This window comes from Mucilaginibacter litoreus (genome assembly GCF_042676805.1).
GTDB lineage: Bacteria > Bacteroidota > Bacteroidia > Sphingobacteriales > Sphingobacteriaceae > Mucilaginibacter > Mucilaginibacter litoreus.
The window spans coordinates 328,749-347,623 of record NZ_JBHTHZ010000005.1; the positions used below are offsets into that span (position 1 = coordinate 328,749).

Annotated in this window: 17 protein-coding genes; 10 read left to right on the top strand and 7 right to left on the bottom strand. The window is 41.1% G+C overall.

Going from position 1 to position 18,875, the window contains the following annotated elements; translation table 11 throughout:
* Positions 1 to 43: 43 nt before the first annotated feature.
* Positions 44 to 745 (bottom strand): CoA transferase subunit A, encoded by a 702-nt coding sequence (locus tag ACFQZX_RS09615; protein ID WP_377114334.1) that lies wholly within the window; start codon positions 743 to 745, stop codon positions 44 to 46.
* A gap of 181 nt (positions 746 to 926) precedes the next feature.
* On the opposite strand from ACFQZX_RS09615, the gene ACFQZX_RS09620 reads away from it, so the two are divergent.
* Positions 927 to 1,463 (top strand): hypothetical protein, encoded by a 537-nt coding sequence (locus ACFQZX_RS09620; protein ID WP_377114336.1) that lies wholly within the window; start codon positions 927 to 929, stop codon positions 1,461 to 1,463.
* A 27-nt stretch (positions 1,464 to 1,490) separates the two neighbouring features.
* On the opposite strand, the gene ACFQZX_RS09625 is transcribed toward ACFQZX_RS09620, so the two are convergent.
* Entirely contained in the window at positions 1,491 to 2,573 is a 1,083-nt protein-coding gene (locus ACFQZX_RS09625) for a glycosyltransferase family 2 protein (RefSeq protein ID WP_377114339.1), read from the bottom strand.
* Positions 2,525 to 3,409 (bottom strand): lysophospholipid acyltransferase family protein, encoded by an 885-nt coding sequence (locus ACFQZX_RS09630; RefSeq protein WP_377114342.1) that lies wholly within the window; start codon positions 3,407 to 3,409, stop codon positions 2,525 to 2,527. The genes ACFQZX_RS09625 and ACFQZX_RS09630 overlap by 49 nt, the downstream gene beginning before the upstream one ends.
* A gap of 35 nt (positions 3,410 to 3,444) precedes the next feature.
* Between ACFQZX_RS09630 and ACFQZX_RS09635 the strand changes: the two genes are divergently transcribed.
* Complete coding sequence (locus tag ACFQZX_RS09635) at positions 3,445 to 4,056, top strand: WbqC family protein (protein ID WP_377114344.1); 612 nt, start codon at positions 3,445 to 3,447, stop codon at positions 4,054 to 4,056.
* Entirely contained in the window at positions 4,057 to 5,181 is a 1,125-nt protein-coding gene (corA, locus tag ACFQZX_RS09640; protein ID WP_377114346.1) for a magnesium/cobalt transporter CorA, read from the top strand.
* Between the two features lie 18 nt (positions 5,182 to 5,199).
* Here the strand turns inward: corA and ACFQZX_RS09645 are convergent, their stop codons facing one another.
* Complete coding sequence (locus tag ACFQZX_RS09645; RefSeq protein WP_377114349.1) at positions 5,200 to 5,427, bottom strand: helix-turn-helix domain-containing protein; 228 nt, start codon at positions 5,425 to 5,427, stop codon at positions 5,200 to 5,202.
* Positions 5,428 to 5,670: 243 nt separating this feature from the next.
* On the bottom strand, positions 5,671 to 8,616 hold the full coding sequence (locus ACFQZX_RS09650; protein WP_377114352.1) for a TonB-dependent receptor domain-containing protein: 2,946 nt from the start codon (positions 8,614 to 8,616) through the stop codon (positions 5,671 to 5,673).
* A gap of 279 nt (positions 8,617 to 8,895) precedes the next feature.
* Between ACFQZX_RS09650 and proB the strand changes: the two genes are divergently transcribed.
* Positions 8,896 to 9,972: a glutamate 5-kinase gene (gene proB / locus ACFQZX_RS09655; RefSeq protein WP_377114355.1), complete on the top strand. Its 1,077-nt coding sequence runs from the start codon at positions 8,896 to 8,898 to the stop codon at positions 9,970 to 9,972.
* A 7-nt stretch (positions 9,973 to 9,979) separates the two neighbouring features.
* Positions 9,980 to 11,227, top strand: coding sequence for a glutamate-5-semialdehyde dehydrogenase (locus ACFQZX_RS09660; protein ID WP_377114358.1), 1,248 nt, complete (start codon positions 9,980 to 9,982; stop codon positions 11,225 to 11,227).
* A 32-nt stretch (positions 11,228 to 11,259) separates the two neighbouring features.
* Here ACFQZX_RS09660 and ACFQZX_RS09665 read toward each other — a convergent pair whose 3' ends face one another.
* Entirely contained in the window at positions 11,260 to 11,856 is a 597-nt protein-coding gene (locus tag ACFQZX_RS09665) for an FMN-dependent NADH-azoreductase (RefSeq protein ID WP_377114361.1), read from the bottom strand.
* 109 nt (positions 11,857 to 11,965) lie between these two features.
* Between ACFQZX_RS09665 and ACFQZX_RS09670 the strand changes: the two genes are divergently transcribed.
* The 5 genes from ACFQZX_RS09670 to ACFQZX_RS09690 all read left to right on the top strand — a co-directional run bounded on the left by ACFQZX_RS09670 (position 11,966) and on the right by ACFQZX_RS09690 (position 17,257).
* Positions 11,966 to 12,346: a winged helix-turn-helix transcriptional regulator gene (locus tag ACFQZX_RS09670; RefSeq protein WP_377114364.1), complete on the top strand. Its 381-nt coding sequence runs from the start codon at positions 11,966 to 11,968 to the stop codon at positions 12,344 to 12,346.
* Positions 12,347 to 12,423: 77 nt separating this feature from the next.
* The gene (locus tag ACFQZX_RS09675; RefSeq protein ID WP_377114367.1) at positions 12,424 to 13,098 is read left to right on the top strand and encodes a TIGR02117 family protein; all 675 of its coding nucleotides are present in this window, start codon (positions 12,424 to 12,426) and stop codon (positions 13,096 to 13,098) included.
* Positions 13,099 to 13,196: 98 nt separating this feature from the next.
* Positions 13,197 to 14,285: a tRNA 2-thiouridine(34) synthase MnmA gene (mnmA, locus tag ACFQZX_RS09680; RefSeq protein WP_377114370.1), complete on the top strand. Its 1,089-nt coding sequence runs from the start codon at positions 13,197 to 13,199 to the stop codon at positions 14,283 to 14,285.
* A gap of 141 nt (positions 14,286 to 14,426) precedes the next feature.
* Complete coding sequence (topA, locus tag ACFQZX_RS09685; protein WP_377114373.1) at positions 14,427 to 16,814, top strand: type I DNA topoisomerase; 2,388 nt, start codon at positions 14,427 to 14,429, stop codon at positions 16,812 to 16,814.
* A 38-nt stretch (positions 16,815 to 16,852) separates the two neighbouring features.
* Entirely contained in the window at positions 16,853 to 17,257 is a 405-nt protein-coding gene (locus ACFQZX_RS09690) for a hypothetical protein (protein ID WP_377114376.1), read from the top strand.
* On the opposite strand, the gene ACFQZX_RS09695 is transcribed toward ACFQZX_RS09690, so the two are convergent.
* Positions 17,252 to 18,748, bottom strand: a complete 1,497-nt coding sequence (locus ACFQZX_RS09695) for a gluconokinase (RefSeq protein ID WP_377114379.1) — start codon at positions 18,746 to 18,748, stop codon at positions 17,252 to 17,254. The two genes, ACFQZX_RS09690 and ACFQZX_RS09695, sit on opposite strands and share 6 nt — an antisense overlap.
* Positions 18,749 to 18,875 lie beyond the last annotated feature (127 nt).

The window sequence follows — 18,875 nt, forward strand, 5'->3', positions numbered from 1 at the left end:
TTAACTGGCTATGAGATTGCTTTGTTCCCCGCAATGACAGGGTTTAATTATGTCTTCCCCTAACTGTAAGTTTCTCTATCCGCTTTTCATACCCTTCACCTTTGAATATCCTGTGCACATAAATACCCGGCGTATGAATATAATCCGGATCCAGTTCACCGGGTTCAACCAGTTCTTCTACCTCGGCTATTGTGATTTTACCAGCCATGGCCATTACCGGATTAAAGTTACGTGCAGTTGACCGGTATACCAGGTTTCCCATTGTATCGCCTTTCCATGCTTTTACTATGGCGAAGTCGGCATCAAAGGCCATTTCCATTAAGTAATCTTTTCCACAAAAATTGCGCACTTCCTTGCCTTCTGCCACCTCGGTACCAATGCCTGCAGGCGTAAAAATAGCGGGCATGCCATAGCCTGCTGCCATACAACGCGTTGCCAATGTTCCCTGTGGTATCAGTTCAACTTCAAGTTCCTCGCTTAACAGTTGCCTTTCAAACTCGGCATTCTCTCCTACGTAAGAGGATATCATTTTTTTCACCTGGCGGTTACGCAGCAACAACCCGATCCCAAAATCGTCCACGCCGGCATTATTAGAAATACAGGTAAGATTTTTTACACCGCTTTTTACCAGTGCAGCTATACACTTTTCTGGCAGACCGCAAAGCCCAAAACCACCAAGCATTAAGGTCATGCCATCTTTTATGTCGCGTATGGCCTCGTCAGCGCCGCTTACTGTTTTATTCATGTTTATAATTGGTTACCACAAATCTAAGTATTCAAAACAAATACTATGCATGCATAATATAATTTTTACATTGTATTTTCTAAGTACCGCAGTCTTCCAATCAAATTACTTAACCTACAATTAAAAAAATCAAACAAAATATATTACCAGTGTTTATTAAATAGCATCAATCTATAAACAAATGGAATTACAAAATGATAATCAGCATGAAGAGCCTAAGGCTTATCGTGTTAATGATGACGATAATTTAGAAGAAAAAGATTTACGTAAGCAAACCTTTTTATTTGGCACTGAAGAAAAGGATGGTACCGAACCAGGTATGGAAGCCAATGGTGCCGGCGGCCAAAACTTTGGAGAAAGCAATGTTACGCCATCCGGCGATGACCCTAACAACCCATCCCAAAACGCGGGGTATGATAATGAATATTTTAAACGTGCCGAACCCTCAGAAGAGCACCCGGAGTTTCAGAATTTTAAGGATCCTAACCAATTAGGGCAGCCAAATTACAGTGAGGCGACAGGCGCTGTACCAACCGGCCAATCAGACGAGGAAAACGCAGCACCTGCCAAAGAGGGCTCTGATGAAAATAAAAATGATCAAAATGAAAATTTTCAGGAAGGCACCGCTGACAACGACGGCCATAACACCGGCATAAACAGCGATGGCGATGTAGCCGGATATAACGAACTCCCAGACCAGCAAAAGGTTGGTGAGTAATAAAAAGGGGGATTTACTTCCCCCTTTTTATTTCATTGCCTTTACATCCAGGTCAGTATAGTATCTCTTCTTCTTTACAAAAAAGTCCCACACAATGCTGCGGTTATACATGCCGGTTAATTGCCACTTTTTCTTCAGCTTACCTTGGGTTCCAGTTTTAGTTTTACTAAACAATCTGCGCACATAATTTTGGTGTGCCCTGCTTACTGCCCAGGCATCCTTACGCTTGCCCTCGGCCAAAAACCGAAATATGGCAACCAGGTCCATCCAAAAGCGTAAACTTATAACCCACAATCCTCTCCATAGCGGCAGATTGTTCTTTAACATCAATAAATTGTTACGAAAGTTTAAGTATGTTTTTAGTGGATTTTCGGCATTCAATGTTCCGCCACCAACATGGTAAACAGTAGATTCGGCACAATACATTACTTTATAGCCTAAATTTTTTAATCGCCAGCACAGGTCAATCTCTTCCATGTGGGCGAAAAAGTTATCATCAAAGCCCCCAGCTTCCTGCCAACACTTTCTTTTAACAAATAAGGCTGCGCCAGTCGCCCAGAATACTTCACAGCTTTTGTCGTACTGGCCTTTATCTTCTTCTATTTCATAAAACATCCGTCCGCGGCAAAACGGGTAACCAAATTTGTCTATAAATCCACCGGCTGCCCCCGCGTGTTCAAAGTACTCCTTCTGGTAGTAAGAACGGATTTTGGGTGCAGCTGCTGCAATAAGGGCATCGCCTTCCATCAAGGCGATCACCGGCTCTATCCAGCCGGGCTGTACTTCAACATCAGAGTTAAGCAATACATAATAATCTGCTTCTATCTGATTGAGCACAAGATTATAGCCACCTGTAAACCCATAATTGGCACCGGTTTCTATTACTCTGATATTGGGGTATGTAGTCTTTAAAAACTCAACAGAACCGTCAGAAGAACCATTATCCCCTACCACAACCTGCATGTTAGGCCAGGTTGATGCAAGCACATAAGGTAAAAAATCCCGGAGGTATTTAACGCCGTTCCAGTTTAATATCACCACGGCGACTTTTGGCGGATTCGTCATAAATTTATATCCTCCGGCCGGTGTTTCCAACGTCGATGGCTCCATAGCCAGTATTGCGGTTTTTCTTGTATCAATTTTTCAAGGTAATGTACATGTGCTTCAGTTATTTCATGCCCTGTAGTTGTTTTAGGCTGCTCTATTAAAGGCACAAGTGTATAAGTATAGTATCCCCGCTTAACCCGGTCGATCCGATAAAATATTACCACAGCATCAATCATTTTTGCCAGCTTTTCAATCCCCAGAAAAACTGCGGTTGGCTGGTTCAGAAATGTGGTAAAATAATTTATCTCATGGGCTACAGGCGTCTGGTCGCTCACTAATACACTAAAGCTAAGCTCATTTTTAATAGCTATCATGGTACGCAAAGTTTGCTTCATAGAAACTAACATGGCCCCAAACCTTGCCCGCACGTTATTAAATAATCTATTAAAATCCTCGTTTTGCAAGGGTTTATAAACTATCACGCGCTTTTCATTTGTTAATAAGCCAAAGGCCAAAGCCGCCATCTCCCAATTGCAATAATGCCCTGCTGCCGCAATGATGCTTCTGCCCTGGCCAAAATAATGCTGTACCAACTCCGGATTAGTTGGCTTCATTCGTTTACGTAATGAACTCTCTGAAACGCTTATCATTTTTACCGTTTCAACTACCAGATCAGTTAAATAATGAAAATATTGCTTTTCTATTTTACGACGATCAGCGTCGCTCCTTTCCGGAAAAGAATTTGTGAGGTTTTGCCTTACTACACTTACTCTGTACCTGATCAAATAATATATAACAACATACAGTACATCTGCAATAAAATAAAGCAGCCAAAACGGCAATAACGATATAAGGTATAAAAAAAATATACCTGCGTATGAAGCCGCTTTTCTTAACATTTTTCCCAATTTTGCCACAAACATAAAAAATATATATGATTGCTAACGGTGCTGTTTTGCCGATGTTTTATCTACCACCAGTTGAGTTTTTCAGTAAACTAAACACATTTAAACCTAACATAGTATTTGAGCGCGAAGAACATTTCCCTAAACAAACTTATCGTAACAGGGCCAATATTTATTCTCCGGACGGCGCTTTAAGTTTGGTAGTCCCTGTGATAAAAGGGTCGAAAAATCATACTAAAACCAGGGATGTAAAGATAAGTTACGATTTCAGGTGGCAGCGCCTGCATTGGATGAGCCTGCAGGCATGTTATCGCCGTTCGGCTTATTTTGAATATTACGAAGACAAATTCGCACCATTTTACGAAAAGCAGTACGAATACCTTTTTGATTTCAACCGGGAACTGCTCGAGTTGATACTCTCCTTTATGAAAATTAAGCTTGATCTGAAATTTACAGAGACTTACGAAAAAAGCTATCAGGATATAACTGATTTAAGGGAAGCTTTTAACGCCAAAACGCCAACTTATTATGAACAAAAACAATATTTCCAGGTTTTTGATGAAAGAATGGGTTTTATCCAAAACCTAAGCATTGTAGATCTGCTGTTTAATCAGGGACCACAGGCGGTAAATTATCTGTAAATGAAAACATACTCATCCAGGGTACGCTATAAACATAAAAGACGAAATTTTGAAGTAGGTACCCGACCGGGCACTATCTCTATCCCTGATGATGCACTGGAACCAAAAATCGAGGTCTACTCGTTCAATGAAAAAGATTTGCAGGTAAGCACCGGTAAGAATATGGAAACTATTACCAAGCAAATTGCAAAATGTACCGATCATACCCATTGGATAAAGATTAACGGGCTTGGTGATGCAACCCTTATAGAAGATATTGGTAAATTTTTAGGCATCAACCAACTGGTGCTTGAGGATGTAGTAAATACACACCAACGGCCCAAATTTGATGAGTATGAAGGTTATGTATTTGGCACCAGCCGCATTTTATATATTAACAAAGAGAACGAACTGGTGAACTGCCAATTTAGCGGCATTGTTAAGGATAACATCGTCATCAGCTTTGAAGAAAGCTATAATGATTATTTCAAGCCGGTTAAACAGAGGCTTGAGGCAGGTAAAGGCTTGATCAGACTTGCTGGCCCAGGTTACATATTATATACCTTAATTGATACTATCTTAGATAATTATTTTGTACTGCTGGCGCAATTGGGCGATAGTATTGATGAAACTGAGGACAGGTTATATCAAAGCCCTAACAAAGCTATTATGTTTGATGCGCAGCACCTTAAACGCACCTTAATAGTTGTACGGAGGGCATGCTGGCCAGAAAGAGACAAGATCAATGATATGATACGCAGCGAAAACCCGCTGATAACCAAGGATACAAAAATTTACCTAAGAGATGCTTATGACCATTGTATACAAGCAATGGATATGATTGAAAGTTATAAAGAGGTAACCAGCAGTATTATAGATCTGTATTTAAGTATGGTAAGCAACCGGATGAATGAAATTATGAAAGTGCTTACTATCATCTCGGTTATATTTATTCCACTTACATTTATTGCCGGCATTTATGGCATGAATTTCAGTCGCGAAGATACCCATGGTCATGTTATTCCTGATAATATGCCGGAACTATATGCCCATCATGGTTATGTTTATGCACTTGTCGGGATGTTTGTTATAGGAGCAATTCAGTTGTTTATTTTCTGGAAAAAAGGGTGGTTTAACAAGCTTTGATCTGAGGTACTAACAAAATTATTTATGGATGTTTACTACCTCATTCACATCAATTTCGAGTACTTCACAAACTTTAAGAAGATTTTCGACGGTAAGTTTACTGTAACCAAGTTCGAGTTTTGAATAGGCGTTTTGCGAACACTTCATACGCATAGCCATATATTCCTGGGTATAATTATGGTCTTCTCGAGCCTTACGGATATTCTGAATAATAGCTTCTATATTTCTTGCAGATTGCGACTTCATAGTTTAATAAGGGTAAAGTCACAATTACGAATAAAATTTATTTTCAGATTTATTTAATTTACCTGCAGTTAAAACCAAATGGTGTAATGCATAAAAAAAGCGGGCAGCTCGCCCACCCACTTTTTTTGAGAAAAACTAAATTATACCTAAAAAACAAATAGAACCTTTTAAAGTAGCCGGAAGTCAGAAGTTTAAAGTCTTATGTCGAATACTTTGAACTTTTGACTCAAGACTTTAAACTAATTACTTACTCAACAATCCATCCAGCGTTACAGAAGCATAATAAATGCCGCCTATAGTTGGGCCGCCTGCATATTGTATATATCTTTTATTAAATACGTTGCTTGCCCCTATTTTAAAGGTTGCATAGTATACAGGTACACGCAAGGTAACCTGCGCATCAACGGTGTGTATGGCCGGCACTGTCCCGGTCACCAGCGGGCTTTCCCATAGGTATGATTGCTGCCATTTATACACCACGTTGAAGCCAAAATTTTTCACTACTTCGCGGTTACCAAATGAAATATTGCCAGACCATTCAGGCGTGTTAAAACCTGTCACAAAGATGTCTGAAGCTTTCTGTGCCTTTAATTTATTAAAGCTTACATTGCCGGATACGGTATATCGCTTGTAAAAATTATAGCTTAACCCTGCTGATGATCCATAGTTATTATAAATATTTTTTGCATTAGTGTATACGCGGTAACGGCTTTGCCCCTGGCTTGCAGCATTTGTTGACGTAGCAGTAGTTGGATCACGGTTGATATCCAGCATGGCTAATACGGCCTGGTCTGTACCAACTGTTGTTCCGTTTGGTACAAATACCTGCACCTGGCCTAAAAATCCATTATAGCGGTTAGCATAGGCATCAATATCTAAAAACACCCTGTTATCAGCAAAAATACCTTTGTAGGCTATTTCAAAAGAAGTGATTTGCTCCGGTCGTGCCTTAGGCAGATCTGCCACCTGTAAAAGGCCACGGTTAGCCAATGCAGTAGCATCATCGCCGGTTGCTGATTGTGCTTTAACCGCCGCGTTAAACGCGGTTACCGATTGTTGTGTGTAGCTATTGTTGAGGTAACCTAATCCCTCGTTTATAAACTCAAGACTGCCTACACGTTTAACACGGCCGTTGTTCACGTATGACAAAGCCTCGAACAAAGACGGAAAGCGGTAACCGTTTTGAAAGGTAAACCTAAAGTTGTGGTTTGTTGCAGGCGAGTAAACAGCTGCTAAACGTGGTGTAAATTTAGGCTGAAAATAAGGATTATAATCCCAGCGAACAGATCCAAATAGCTTCAGCTTTTCATCAAACAACGTTTTAGTAACCTGTGTAAAAGCACCATATTTTTTATAGATTACATTATCGCCAAAGCTGCCATCGGCTAATGGTGTATTCCGATCTGCAATAGGGCGGCTAAAATCAACAAAGTTATTACCATCTGGGATGATAGAATAAACACGCACATCGGCACCAACCAACAGATCAATAAATTTGATCTTATTGCTTAGGTCCCATTGTGCCTCGGCATTGTACAGGTGGCTCTTTTGCACTAAAGCAGCACCGCCGGTTTCAGGTGCGTTAGGTATCAGGCTCGATTTAATATCCCAGTTGTTTATGCCGATGATGGTTTTGCGTAAGGCATCAAAAGCCGGGGTGCCGGGCTCCACCCTCCCGGCATCCGCGGCGGCGCGTGCAGCTTGTGTTGCAGCAGCCAGGTTAGCAGAGGTCAGTCCACCGTTTGCATTAGCGTAAGTATTTAGTGCATTTTTATAAGTTGTGCCCCAGGCAGAGTTGCCGGCATGATTCAAATCCAGGTTATCGGCAAGCGGTTTAACATTGAAGGAGTTACCCGTATTCTCAATAGATTCATAGGCCCTCACTAAAAAGTCGCTGCCTTTCAATTCTACCTTGTGGTTTTGCACGGTGGCACCATCTAACGATATTTTATTACCACGTTGAAAAACGCCGTCCATACGGCCGTACCTGTAAGTATATGATAACTGTAAATCAGGCTTTAATTTATAAGCTACTGTACCATCCAGTTTAAGGTTAGTCACTTTTGGGTCAACCAGATCAATCTCATTGTAACCCGTACGTGCAACCGTAAGGTTTGGCCTTGCTACTCCATCTACTACAATGCCTTTTATAGATACAGTGTTACTGCCGGCAAGTGCATCATCACCATACTTGTTCCAACCATCATAAGCGGCATTATTAGCGCCGGTAAGTTCCGGATAAGCAGGGTTAGCAGTTTTCAAATTGCCTGGGTTCTGGTCCAGGCGGGTATTAGATTGCCAGTCGGTACCGGTAAGGTAGCTGGCATTTACTTTAAATGCAAATTTATCATTCCATGCTTTGGCGTAGCGTATGGCAGTTTCGTTAATAGTACTTGGATCAACACCTATTCCGTCCACATGGTTTACTCCAGTGCGGTGATAAAAACTTAAGCCTTGTGTCTTAAAGGGATCTTTAGTGAATAAGTTAGATAACCCGTTAATGGCATTTGTGCCATACAAGGCTGCCGCAGCGCCGGGTGTGATCTCTATACTGGCAATATCCAACTCTGTAGGGCCGATAGCGTTACCCAATGGTACACCTAAGGTTGCAGATTGCATATCCACCCCATCCGCCAACTGCATAAATCTGAAATTGTTAGGGCTGTTGAATCCCCTGGTATTCGGCACTTTCAGGGTTATACTGGTAGTGGTCATCTGCACTCCTTTAACATTTTCTAAAGCATCATAAAAGCTGGGCCCGGGCGATTGCTTCAATGCGGTAATGCTTAGTTTATCAATAGCTACCGGCGACTTCAATAACTTTTCCTCGCGGCGTGATGCGGTGACTACAACTTCGTTGATCAGCAAAGCCTGATTGGTTAGCTGAACATTAATGGCGCTACTGGCATTGCGTATTATAAATTCCTGGCTTTGATAGCCAACCGCAGTAAATATGAGTGTAAATGGAAGTTTGATATTACTGGTCAACGAAAATTTACCGGCACTATCGGTAGATGTTTTATTATAAGTACCTTTTATGGAAACTGTTGTCCCCACCAAGGGCTGGCCATGGTCGTCGTTCACGCGGCCGCTTAATACATAACTGCCATTAAGCTGTGCTTTTGACAAACCCGGTACAAGCGCTAAAACAAGCGCAATAAGTTTTACTAAACTTTTAAAGGACTTCATTAAATAAGGTTGTGAGAATGAAAAAATGGATCAGTTAACTATTGATTTGGCTCAACAGCAGCAACAACATGCAGCAGTGCACTGCATTCGATTTGTATGATTTAATGAGGAAGTAAATAAATAATACATTGTCTATAGAATTACTAGACAAAAATATAAATTGTTTATCTTTCACCAAATTAATTGTAAAAATTTTTGAATTAGTAAGCTCATATACTGTATTATGGCGGCTTATAACTGCTAAATGCGTATTATTGTCTACTAATCTTATATACAATAATGTCTGTTACTTATCGCCGCATAGTTATTAAAATAGGTTCTAATGTGATTACACAATCTGATGGCCTGCCGGATATTGCGCGTATTGAACACTTGGTAACACAGGTTGCAGAGATAAAGAAACAGGGTATTGAAGTAATTCTTGTATCATCGGGTGCAGTGGCATCAGGCAGAAGCCTTATTAAAATTTCAGAGAAATCAGACGCGGTTGCAGTCCGACAATTGCTGGCTTCCATCGGTCAGGTAAAATTGATCAATATATATGCTGAGTTGTTTAACAAATTCGGAATCCTTTGTTCGCAGGTATTAGTAACCAAAGAAGATTTTCGCGATAGGCTGCATTACCTTAACATGCGTAACTGTTTAACAATACTGCTGCAGCATAACGTTATACCGGTTATTAATGAAAATGATGTAGTATCGGTAACAGAACTGATGTTTACTGATAACGATGAACTGGCCGGCCTAATAGCCGCTATGCTTAATGCTGATGCATTGATAGTACTTACCAATGTAAATGGTATTTATAACGGCGACCCGAAGCTGCCCGGCTCATCTGTAATAACCGAAATAAAGGGCGGCGAATTGAACTTTGCATCCTTTGTAAGCTCCGGAAAGTCGCAGTTTGGTCGGGGTGGAATGATCACCAAGTCGAACATTGCGCTTAAAACAGCACAATTAGGTATTGCCGTACATATCGCCAATGGCACAACGGGCAACATCCTTAGTAATGTTTTGACCAACAAGGCAGAACACACTCGTTTTGTACCTGTTAAGGTGGCATCAGGCAAAAAGAAATGGATAGCACACTCAGAAAATGCAGCCAAGGGTATTGTTAAGGTTAATGAAGGTGCTAAAGCTGCTTTAACCTCTAACAAGGCATCGAGCCTGCTACCTGTTGGAATAACAACCGTTTTAACCGATTTTAAAAAAGGTGATATTATAAAAATTTTAGATGAAAATGATAAGGTAGTCGGAATAGGCATAGCTGAGTATGGATCTGATAAGGCACGTGAGCGCGTTGGCCAAAAAAATCAGAAAGCGCTAATACATTACGATTACCTTTACTTGCAGTGATAACATCATGGATTATAATCATTACTTTGAAAACGCATTGAAAGCCGGAAGGAATAAAATCCTCTCTCCTGCTATAATCGACAAGATTCTGCTGGAGCTTGCACAAGCTGCTATTGAACAAACTTCCTTTTTGCTACAAGAAAATGCAAAAGACCTTGAGCGTATGGATGCTGCTGATCCTAAGTATGACCGCCTTAAGTTAACAGCAGAACGGATTGAAAGCATAGCTAACGACATACGTAATGTAGCGGGATTGGAAAACCCGCTTGGCAGGGTATTATCGGCGAATACTATGCCCAATGGCCTTAAAATATCAAAGGTACGTGTTCCGCTTGGTGTGGTGGGCGTTATCTACGAGGCACGGCCTAATGTAACTTTTGATGTATTTTCGCTTTGTTTTAAAACAGGTAACATCAGCATATTAAAAGGCGGCAGTGATGCTGAGCATTCTAATAAAGCGATCATTAAAGTGATACATGATGTTTTAAAAAGCAATAGCGTAGACACTAATTATGCTACCTTATTACCAATAGAAAGAGAAGCGACAGACGCATTGCTCAACGCAATCAGCTATGTAGATGTGCTTATCCCCCGTGGAAGCCAGTCGCTGATTGATTATGTTCGTAACAACAGCAAAGTGCCGGTTATAGAAACCGGCGCGGGCATAGTGCATACCTACCTTGACGAAACAGGCGATCTGGAAAAAGCGGTAGCAATAATTGATAATGCAAAAACACGCCGGGTAAGTGTTTGCAATGCGTTGGATTGCCTTATCATCAATAGCAAACGGCTTGGCGACCTTGTACACATTGCGGAACCGCTTAGCCTTAAAGGCGTACAGCTTTATGCAGATCAAAAAGCCTTTGAAGTGCTTGATGGAATATATTCTGACAAGTTGTTAACTAAGGCTCAGCCTGAACATTTCGGCACGGAGTTTCTGTCGCTTAAGATGGCCGTTAAAACAGTAGATACGCTTGATGAGGCATTGCAACACATTGCCGAAAACAGCTCAAAACATAGCGAGGCCATTATATCTGAAGATGAATTGAGCATAGAGAAGTTTCTAAACCGAGTTGACGCGGCGGCGGTATATGTGAACACATCAACCGCTTTTACAGATGGCGCCCAATTCGGTTTAGGCGCTGAAATCGGCATCAGCACCCAAAAATTACATGCACGCGGCCCAATGGGCCTGGATGAGCTGACCAGTTATAAATGGATTATAAAAGGCAACGGACAAATCAGGAAGGTGTAATTTAGGGCAGAGTATGCCTCTGCCCTGCTGTATTAAAGGTTTATGGATTCAATGGCCTTTTCTAATGCCGTTTCCTTAACACCGGGTATTTTTAAACCCTCCGCCCGGAAAAACTTTATATCAGCCATTCCTAAAAATCCTAACACGGTTTTAAGGTAAGGTTCAATAAAGTCAATAGGCTTAAGATCACCTTCAGAATAAATTCCTCCTGAAGATATAGCAACATACACCTTCTTTCCCTTAACAAGCCCTTCTGGCCAGCTTTCCGTATAACGGAATGTCTTACCCGCTCTTACAATATGGTCAATCCATGCTTTAAGGCTGGAGTGGATTGTGAAATTGTACATAGGTGCGCCTATAACTATGGCATCGGCATCCATTAGTTGGGCAATGGCCTGGTCTGAATGTTTTACGGCTTCAGCCAGCTCGGGCGTAAATTGTTCGGGTGGTGTAAAGAACGAGGTAAGGTGCGATTCTTCCAGATGCGGAAAAGGTTGGTCAACCAGATTGTAGATTGTTACCGTACTGCCAGGGTTTGCCTGCTGCAGCTTTTTTACAATGGCATCTCCAAGTTTAATGCTGAAAGATTCGTTGCCGCGAGGGCTTGATATTAAATGCAATATTTTCATTTTTATTCTGTTTTGTTACATCAGCAAACCTATGTATCCTAACTATTCAAAAGATATCAGTATCCCAAAGGATAGTACTATGCTTTAGGATAGTTGGTAGATTTGCAGTATGGCTAATGAGGCAAAACATGTCACCGAACAGTGCAATGCAGCACTTAACGCTATCAGAGATACGCTTTATGTTTTAAGCGGCAAGTGGAAGATCCAATTGATAGTGATTCTGCGGGATGGGCCTATGCGATTTAATGAGATACAGCGGGCTTTAATAGATATCACGCCTAAAGTACTTTCAAGAGAATTGAGAGAACTGGAGTTGAATGAGTTTGTCATCCGGAAGGTTTATGATACTTTTCCTGTCACAGTAACTTATGAACTAACACCTTATAGCGCTACCCTCGATCCAATAATCGACAGCTTGCGTAAATGGGGTGTTCAGCACCGCGAACGTATTGTAGAAAGCAGGCGCAGTAGTGAAGAGCGACTGCCTTAAAAGTGTATTTATAAAAATACAACGCAAGGGTTACTTTATATATAATGCGGTAATTAAGGCATAGTAATTATTATCCTTTGAAAAAAGTAATCAAAATAAGTTTTCGCGTATTATTGAGTTTAATAATATTTATTGGATTATATATCTTAACTGCCTTTACGCTTTCGAAAATCACAGTACCAGCTGAAAAATCCTTAAATGGAGATATTGATATCTATATTTTGACCAACGGCGTGCATACCGATATAGTTGTGCCAATAAAATCCAGGCAGATAGACTGGAGCAAACAAGTAAGTTTTAGTAATACGATACGGCCCGATACAACAGCCAGTTTAGTAGCATTTGGCTGGGGCGATAAAGGCTTTTATTTAAACACCCCAACCTGGGCAGACCTAAAGTTCAGTGTGGCATTTAAAGCCGCATTTGCTCTAAGCACATCAGCCATTCATACAACTTTTTATAAGCACCTATCAGAAAGCTCATCCTGTAAAAAGATTAAGATAAATAATGAGCAATACGCCAGATTGATAGCTTACATTCAAAATAGCTTTCAGCAAAGCGCCAACGGAAACACTATCAATATAAGAACCAATGCCAATTATGGCGATACAGATGCTTTTTATGAAGCTAAACGTAAATACAGCTTATTTTACACATGTAATACCTGGGCCAACAATGCTTTGAAAGCTTGCGGGCAACGCGCATGTTTATGGACGCCTATGGATAAGCCAATATTTGATAAATACCGATAATGGTTATTGTTGACTGTAACTTGAAGCTTACCATTTTACCCTGCTCTGACCCAAGCTATTAATGCCATTAATACTAAAAGCGTATCTTTGCAGCCGATATGAGTAAGCACGGTAGAATTCTGGTGGCCATGAGCGGCGGTGTTGATAGTTCTGTAGCAGCAGTAATGCTGCATGAGCAGGGCTATGAAGTTATTGGCCTTACCATGAAAACCTGGGACTACGCGTCTGCCGGTGGCAGCTCTAAAGAAACAGGTTGCTGCAGTTTGGATAGCATTAACGATGCCCGTTCATTGGCCGTTGCTTACGGCTTTCCCCATTATATACTGGATATTAGGAACGAGTTTGGCGATTTTGTGATCGACAATTTTGTGGATGAATATTTGGCCGGACGTACTCCTAACCCATGTGTACTTTGTAATACGCACATTAAGTGGGAAGCACTTTTAAAACGCGCTGACAAACTGGATTGCGAGTTCATTGCAACCGGACATTACGCTAATATCCGTCAGCAGGATAACGGGCGTTATGTAATCTCAAAAGGTAAAGACGAAAATAAAGATCAATCTTATGTACTCTGGGGAGTATCTCAGCGTAATCTTGCCCGCACTAAATTTCCTTTAGGCAGTTTTTCTAAACCAGAAATCCGCCAAATGGCTGTGGACATGGGCCAATTAGAACTTGCCGGCAAAAGCGAAAGCTATGAAATTTGCTTTGTTCCTGATAACGATTACCGTGCTTTCTTGCGGCATAAAGTCGACGATCTGGATGAGCGTATTGGCCCGGGTAATTTTGTACTGACAGATGGTACCATTGTAGGTAAGCATCAGGGATACCCTTACTATACCATAGGTCAGCGCAAGGGTTTGGGAATAGCTTTGGGTAAACCTATGTTTGTTACCCAGATCAATGCCGATAACAACACTGTTGTTTTGGGTACCGCCGAAGAACTTGAACGTAAAGAAGCATGGGTGCGTAACCTGAATCTCATCAAATACGAAAGCATTACAGAACCTATTGAAGCTGTAACTAAAATACGCTATAAAGACGCTGGTACCGAAAGCAGGATTGTGCAGATAGGCGACCATATGAAAGTATCATTCGAGCATATGGTATCGGGTATAGCACCTGGCCAGTCGGCGGTGTTTTATGAGGGTAACGACTTGCTTGGCGGCGGCTTTCTGTTATAAACTTTACGTTAAAAGCGTAAAATCTGCAAACATTTTTCCTTTAAAAACATTCCTGTTTAACAGCCTGTAAACCTTGCGGCAGCGCAAAACAATTTGCGTTTCTATTACTTTATGTTTTCTTTGCAAAAAAAAGGGGCTTAAATGGCTAAAAATTTACTCATAGTTGAATCACCGGCGAAAGCCAAAACCATCGAAGGCTATCTTGGAAAAGACTTCACCGTAAAATCAAGTTACGGCCATATCCGCGATTTAGTAAAGTCTGAAGATGCTATCGACATCAATAATAACTTCAACCAAAAATATGAGGTACCTGCGGATAAAAAACAGGTAGTCAGTGAGTTAAAGAAATTAGCTAAAGAAGCAGACATGGTTTGGCTCGCATCCGATGAGGACCGCGAAGGAGAAGCTATATCATGGCACCTATATGAAACCCTGGGCTTAAAAGAGCCCGCCACCCGTCGTATCGTATTTCATGAAATTACCAAGCCCGCAATTTTGAGGGCTATAGAAAATCCGCGCAAAATTGATTATAACCTGGTGAATGCCCAGCAAGCCCGCCGCGTTTTAGACCGCCTGGTTGGTTTTGAGCTTTCGCCTGTTTTATGGAAAAAGGTTAAACCTTCACTTTCAGCTGGCCGTGTACAATCGGTAGCTGTGAGGCTTATTGTTGAGCGTGAGCGTGAGATAAATAAGTTTAAAAGTGAAGCCGCATATAAAATAGTAGCTGTATTTGGTACAGGCAAAAGCGCTTTCAAAGCAGAACTGTCAGAGCGTTTCGCAAAGCAGCAAGATGCCGAAAAATTTCTTCAGGATTGTTTGAATGCTGTTTTCGAGATCAAATCATTGGAAACAAGGCCAACCAAACGCTCACCGGCCGCACCGTTTACCACATCAACGTTACAACAGGAAGCCAGCCGCAAATTAGGCTACTCAGTAGCACGTACCATGCAGGTAGCCCAAAAACTATATGAATCTGGTTACATCACTTATATGCGTACGGATTCTGTCAACCTTTCTGATACCGCATTGGCTGCAGCAGCGAATGAAATTAACAGTGCTTATGGCGCTAAATACCATCAGCAACGTAAATATAAAACTAAAAGTGCCGGGGCACAAGAAGCTCATGAGGCCATCCGCCCTACTTATTTCGATAAGCATACTATTGATGGCGATAACTCTGAAAAGCGTTTGTATGACCTGATATGGAAACGGGCCATCGCCTCACAAATGAGTGAGGCTCAGTTTGAAAAAACAGTTGCAAAGATCAGTATATCAACCCGTAAAGAGGAACTTACTGCAAATGGGGAGGTAATGAAGTTTGATGGTTTCCTGAAAGTTTATCTTGAATCAAATGATGATGAGGATGATAACCAGGCAGCAGATGGCGAAAATGCCATACTGCCACCTTTAAAAAAAGGGCAATCTCTTGATCTTCAGGAAATGACCGCAACCGAGCGCTTTTCGCGCCCACCGGCAAGGTATACCGAGGCCAGCCTGGTAAAAAAACTCGAAGAGTTAGGTATCGGCCGTCCATCTACCTATGCCCCTACAATATCAACCATTCAAAACCGTGGGTATGTAGTTAAAGAAGAACGTGAAGGCAAACAGCGCAACTTTAACGTACTGACGCTTAAAAGTGGTAACATCAGCAAAGACACGAAAACAGAAAATACCGGAGCAGAACGTGGTAAATTGTTCCCTACCGATATCGGCGCCGTGGTAAATGATTTTCTGGTACAACACTTTCAGGGCATTGTTGATTTCAATTTTACAGCAAGTGTTGAAAAGGAGTTTGATGAGATAGCTCAGGGCCTTAAGGACTGGACCAAGATGATACGTACTTTTTACGATCCTTTTCACAAAGATGTAGAGAGTACCATAAAAACCGCTGATAAAGCAACCGGCGAGCGCGAACTGGGCGTTCATCCCGAAAGTGGTAAAAAAGTATCTGTACGGATAGGTCGCTTTGGGCCTTTCGTACAGATAGGTGAAACTCCTGCCGACGATAAGGAAGAAAAGCCTGCGTATGCAAGCCTGCGTATGGGCCAAAGTATTGAAACCATAACGCTTGAAGACGCGCTTGAACTTTTTAAGCTTCCTAAAGCAGTTGGCGAGTACGAAGGGAAGATCATGAAAGTTGCGGTTGGACGTTTTGGCCCTTACATAAGCCATAACGGTGCCTTTGTATCTTTACCTAAAGGCCTGGATCCTCTTGATGTTACTGAACAACAAGCTATAGAGTTAATAAACGAAAAGCGCAAAAAAGATGCTGAAAAGTTAATCAAAGCATTTGATGAAGACCCCGATGTTAAAATATTGAACGGACGATGGGGGCCTTATATTGAATTTGGTAAGTTAAACGTTAAAATACCTAAGGATAAAGATCCAAAAACGCTGACCTACGAAGAATGTAAAGCCCTTGCGGATGCAACTCCAAAAGATGCAAAAAAAGGCCGTTTTGGTAAAGCTGCATCATCTAAAACAACTACTAAGGCTACGGCCAAAAAACCGCCGGCTAAAAAGAAATAATGTAGTGCGTTTGATACTCACTACTTACAACAATAAAAATGATTAAAGATCTCCCTCCAAATATTGTTAAGGATATAGCCATTGCAGTTGCCCTGGAAGGCGAGAATGCCGAAAGCAAAGTATGGTATGTGTACTTGATCAACCTTAAGAACCAGCCTATTGAGAATGTACTCATAACCTCCAAGGGTTACGGTGAAAAAGAAGGAAAACTGGTAAAAACATCTATACTAAGGCACTCGATACCTTTGGTAGAACCTAATTCATACAAGTTAATAGAACCGATTGATGAGCAGACTTTTGGGCTTAACAATGAATATTGGTTGAGCTATTACATAGGCCGCGACATATTTGATAAAAAATTTATTTTCTTGCCAGAGAGCATTGTTGATAATAATTTCATTAAGCTACCGGTAATTAATAAACCTGGTGTGATGATATTATAACCCATCTATAACTTGCAGTTGGTGTACCGATGAACGAATATTTGAATAAAGCTGTTTATACACTACAAAAACCTTACGATATAATTGATATGCTTCCATATCTGGCTCAATAATGGTTCGCCCGGCGGTATCTTTAGCCATAATTGTTTGGATATCTACACCTAAACAATCCATTGCCAGATACACAGCTCCTACCGCTGATGCATCTTCAGATTGCAGTACAGATAAACGTTTACCGGTTATATCGGCCAGTACCTGCACCCACACAGGCGATGATATAAACCCTCCGCTTATAACAATTTCCTGTATTGATATTTCCGGTTGCTCTACTGCATTAAGCACATCATTAAGTGCAAAGCAGATGCCTTCCAGCGCTGCCCTTAAAAAATGCTTTTGCTGGTGCTTTGCGTTGATATTGATGAACGCGCCTGAGCTTTTTGCATCCCAAATCGGCGCACGTTCTGCATATAGATAGGGTAAAAAAACAAGGCCTTCACTACCTGCTTTTACAGTAGCTATCTCTTTAAAAACCTGGCTGTAAGTATCGCTTGACAGGTTACTGGTGTTTAGAAAATTTTTTAGCAGCCAGTCAAGCGCTGCGCCGCCATTATTAACCGCGCCACCACATATAAATACATTGCTTTTCAGCAAATAATTAAAGGTCATGGCATTAAAGTTATACACAGGTTTAGTGCTTCCAACACGTACTGCACCGCTTGTTCCAATAGTTAAAGCAGCTACGCCAGGCTTTATTGCATTACCGCCCAGGTTGGCGCAGCATCCATCGCTGGCACCTGTTACAAAAATGGTACTCGGGTTAATTCCTGCTACATTATCACCGGATTTTAAACTCCTTTTATGCTGTGTACTTACAATTGTAGAAAGCCTTGAACTACTTATGCCGGCTAATTCCAGGCTTTTTTCGTACCATTTTAGATTGAGTATATCAAACATTCCGGTTGCTGATGCCATAGAATAATCTATTTCAAAAACACCAAACAGTTTAAACCACACGTATTCTTTTAGGGAAATAAATTTGTAAGCGTTATTAAAAACTGTCGGATTGTTTTTACTTAGCCACATTATTTTGCATAATGGCGACATGGCATATATAGCTGTGCCGGTATGCCGGTAAATATTCTCAGCATACGCAGAACTTCTCAATTCTTCGGCAATTTCTCCGCTCCGTACATCAGACCACAGCATAGCATCTGTTAAAGCATTTCCTGCTTCGTCTACAGGTAATATACTATGCATAGCGCTGCTAAAACTTATTGCAGTAGGTGTATAACCAATTTTTGCTGTGATATTGCTTATACAATCAATAAACGCCAACCATATTAAAGTTGGATTTTGTTCGCTATAGCCATGCTGTGGGCTATTTACCGAATAATGGTGCTGTACAGTTGCGAGTGTTTTACCATTCTCATTTAGCGCAACGGCTTTAGTACTTCCGGTACCTAAATCAACCCCAATAAAGTATTTTTGCATGCCCGAAACTTTATTATAAAGAATGCGTAAACTTAGCAGAAGATTATTACAAAATAATTCACAATGATGTTATTTGTTAACATTACCTCCCCGAACTGCGGAAATTAATTCTCGGCAAGTTAAATTG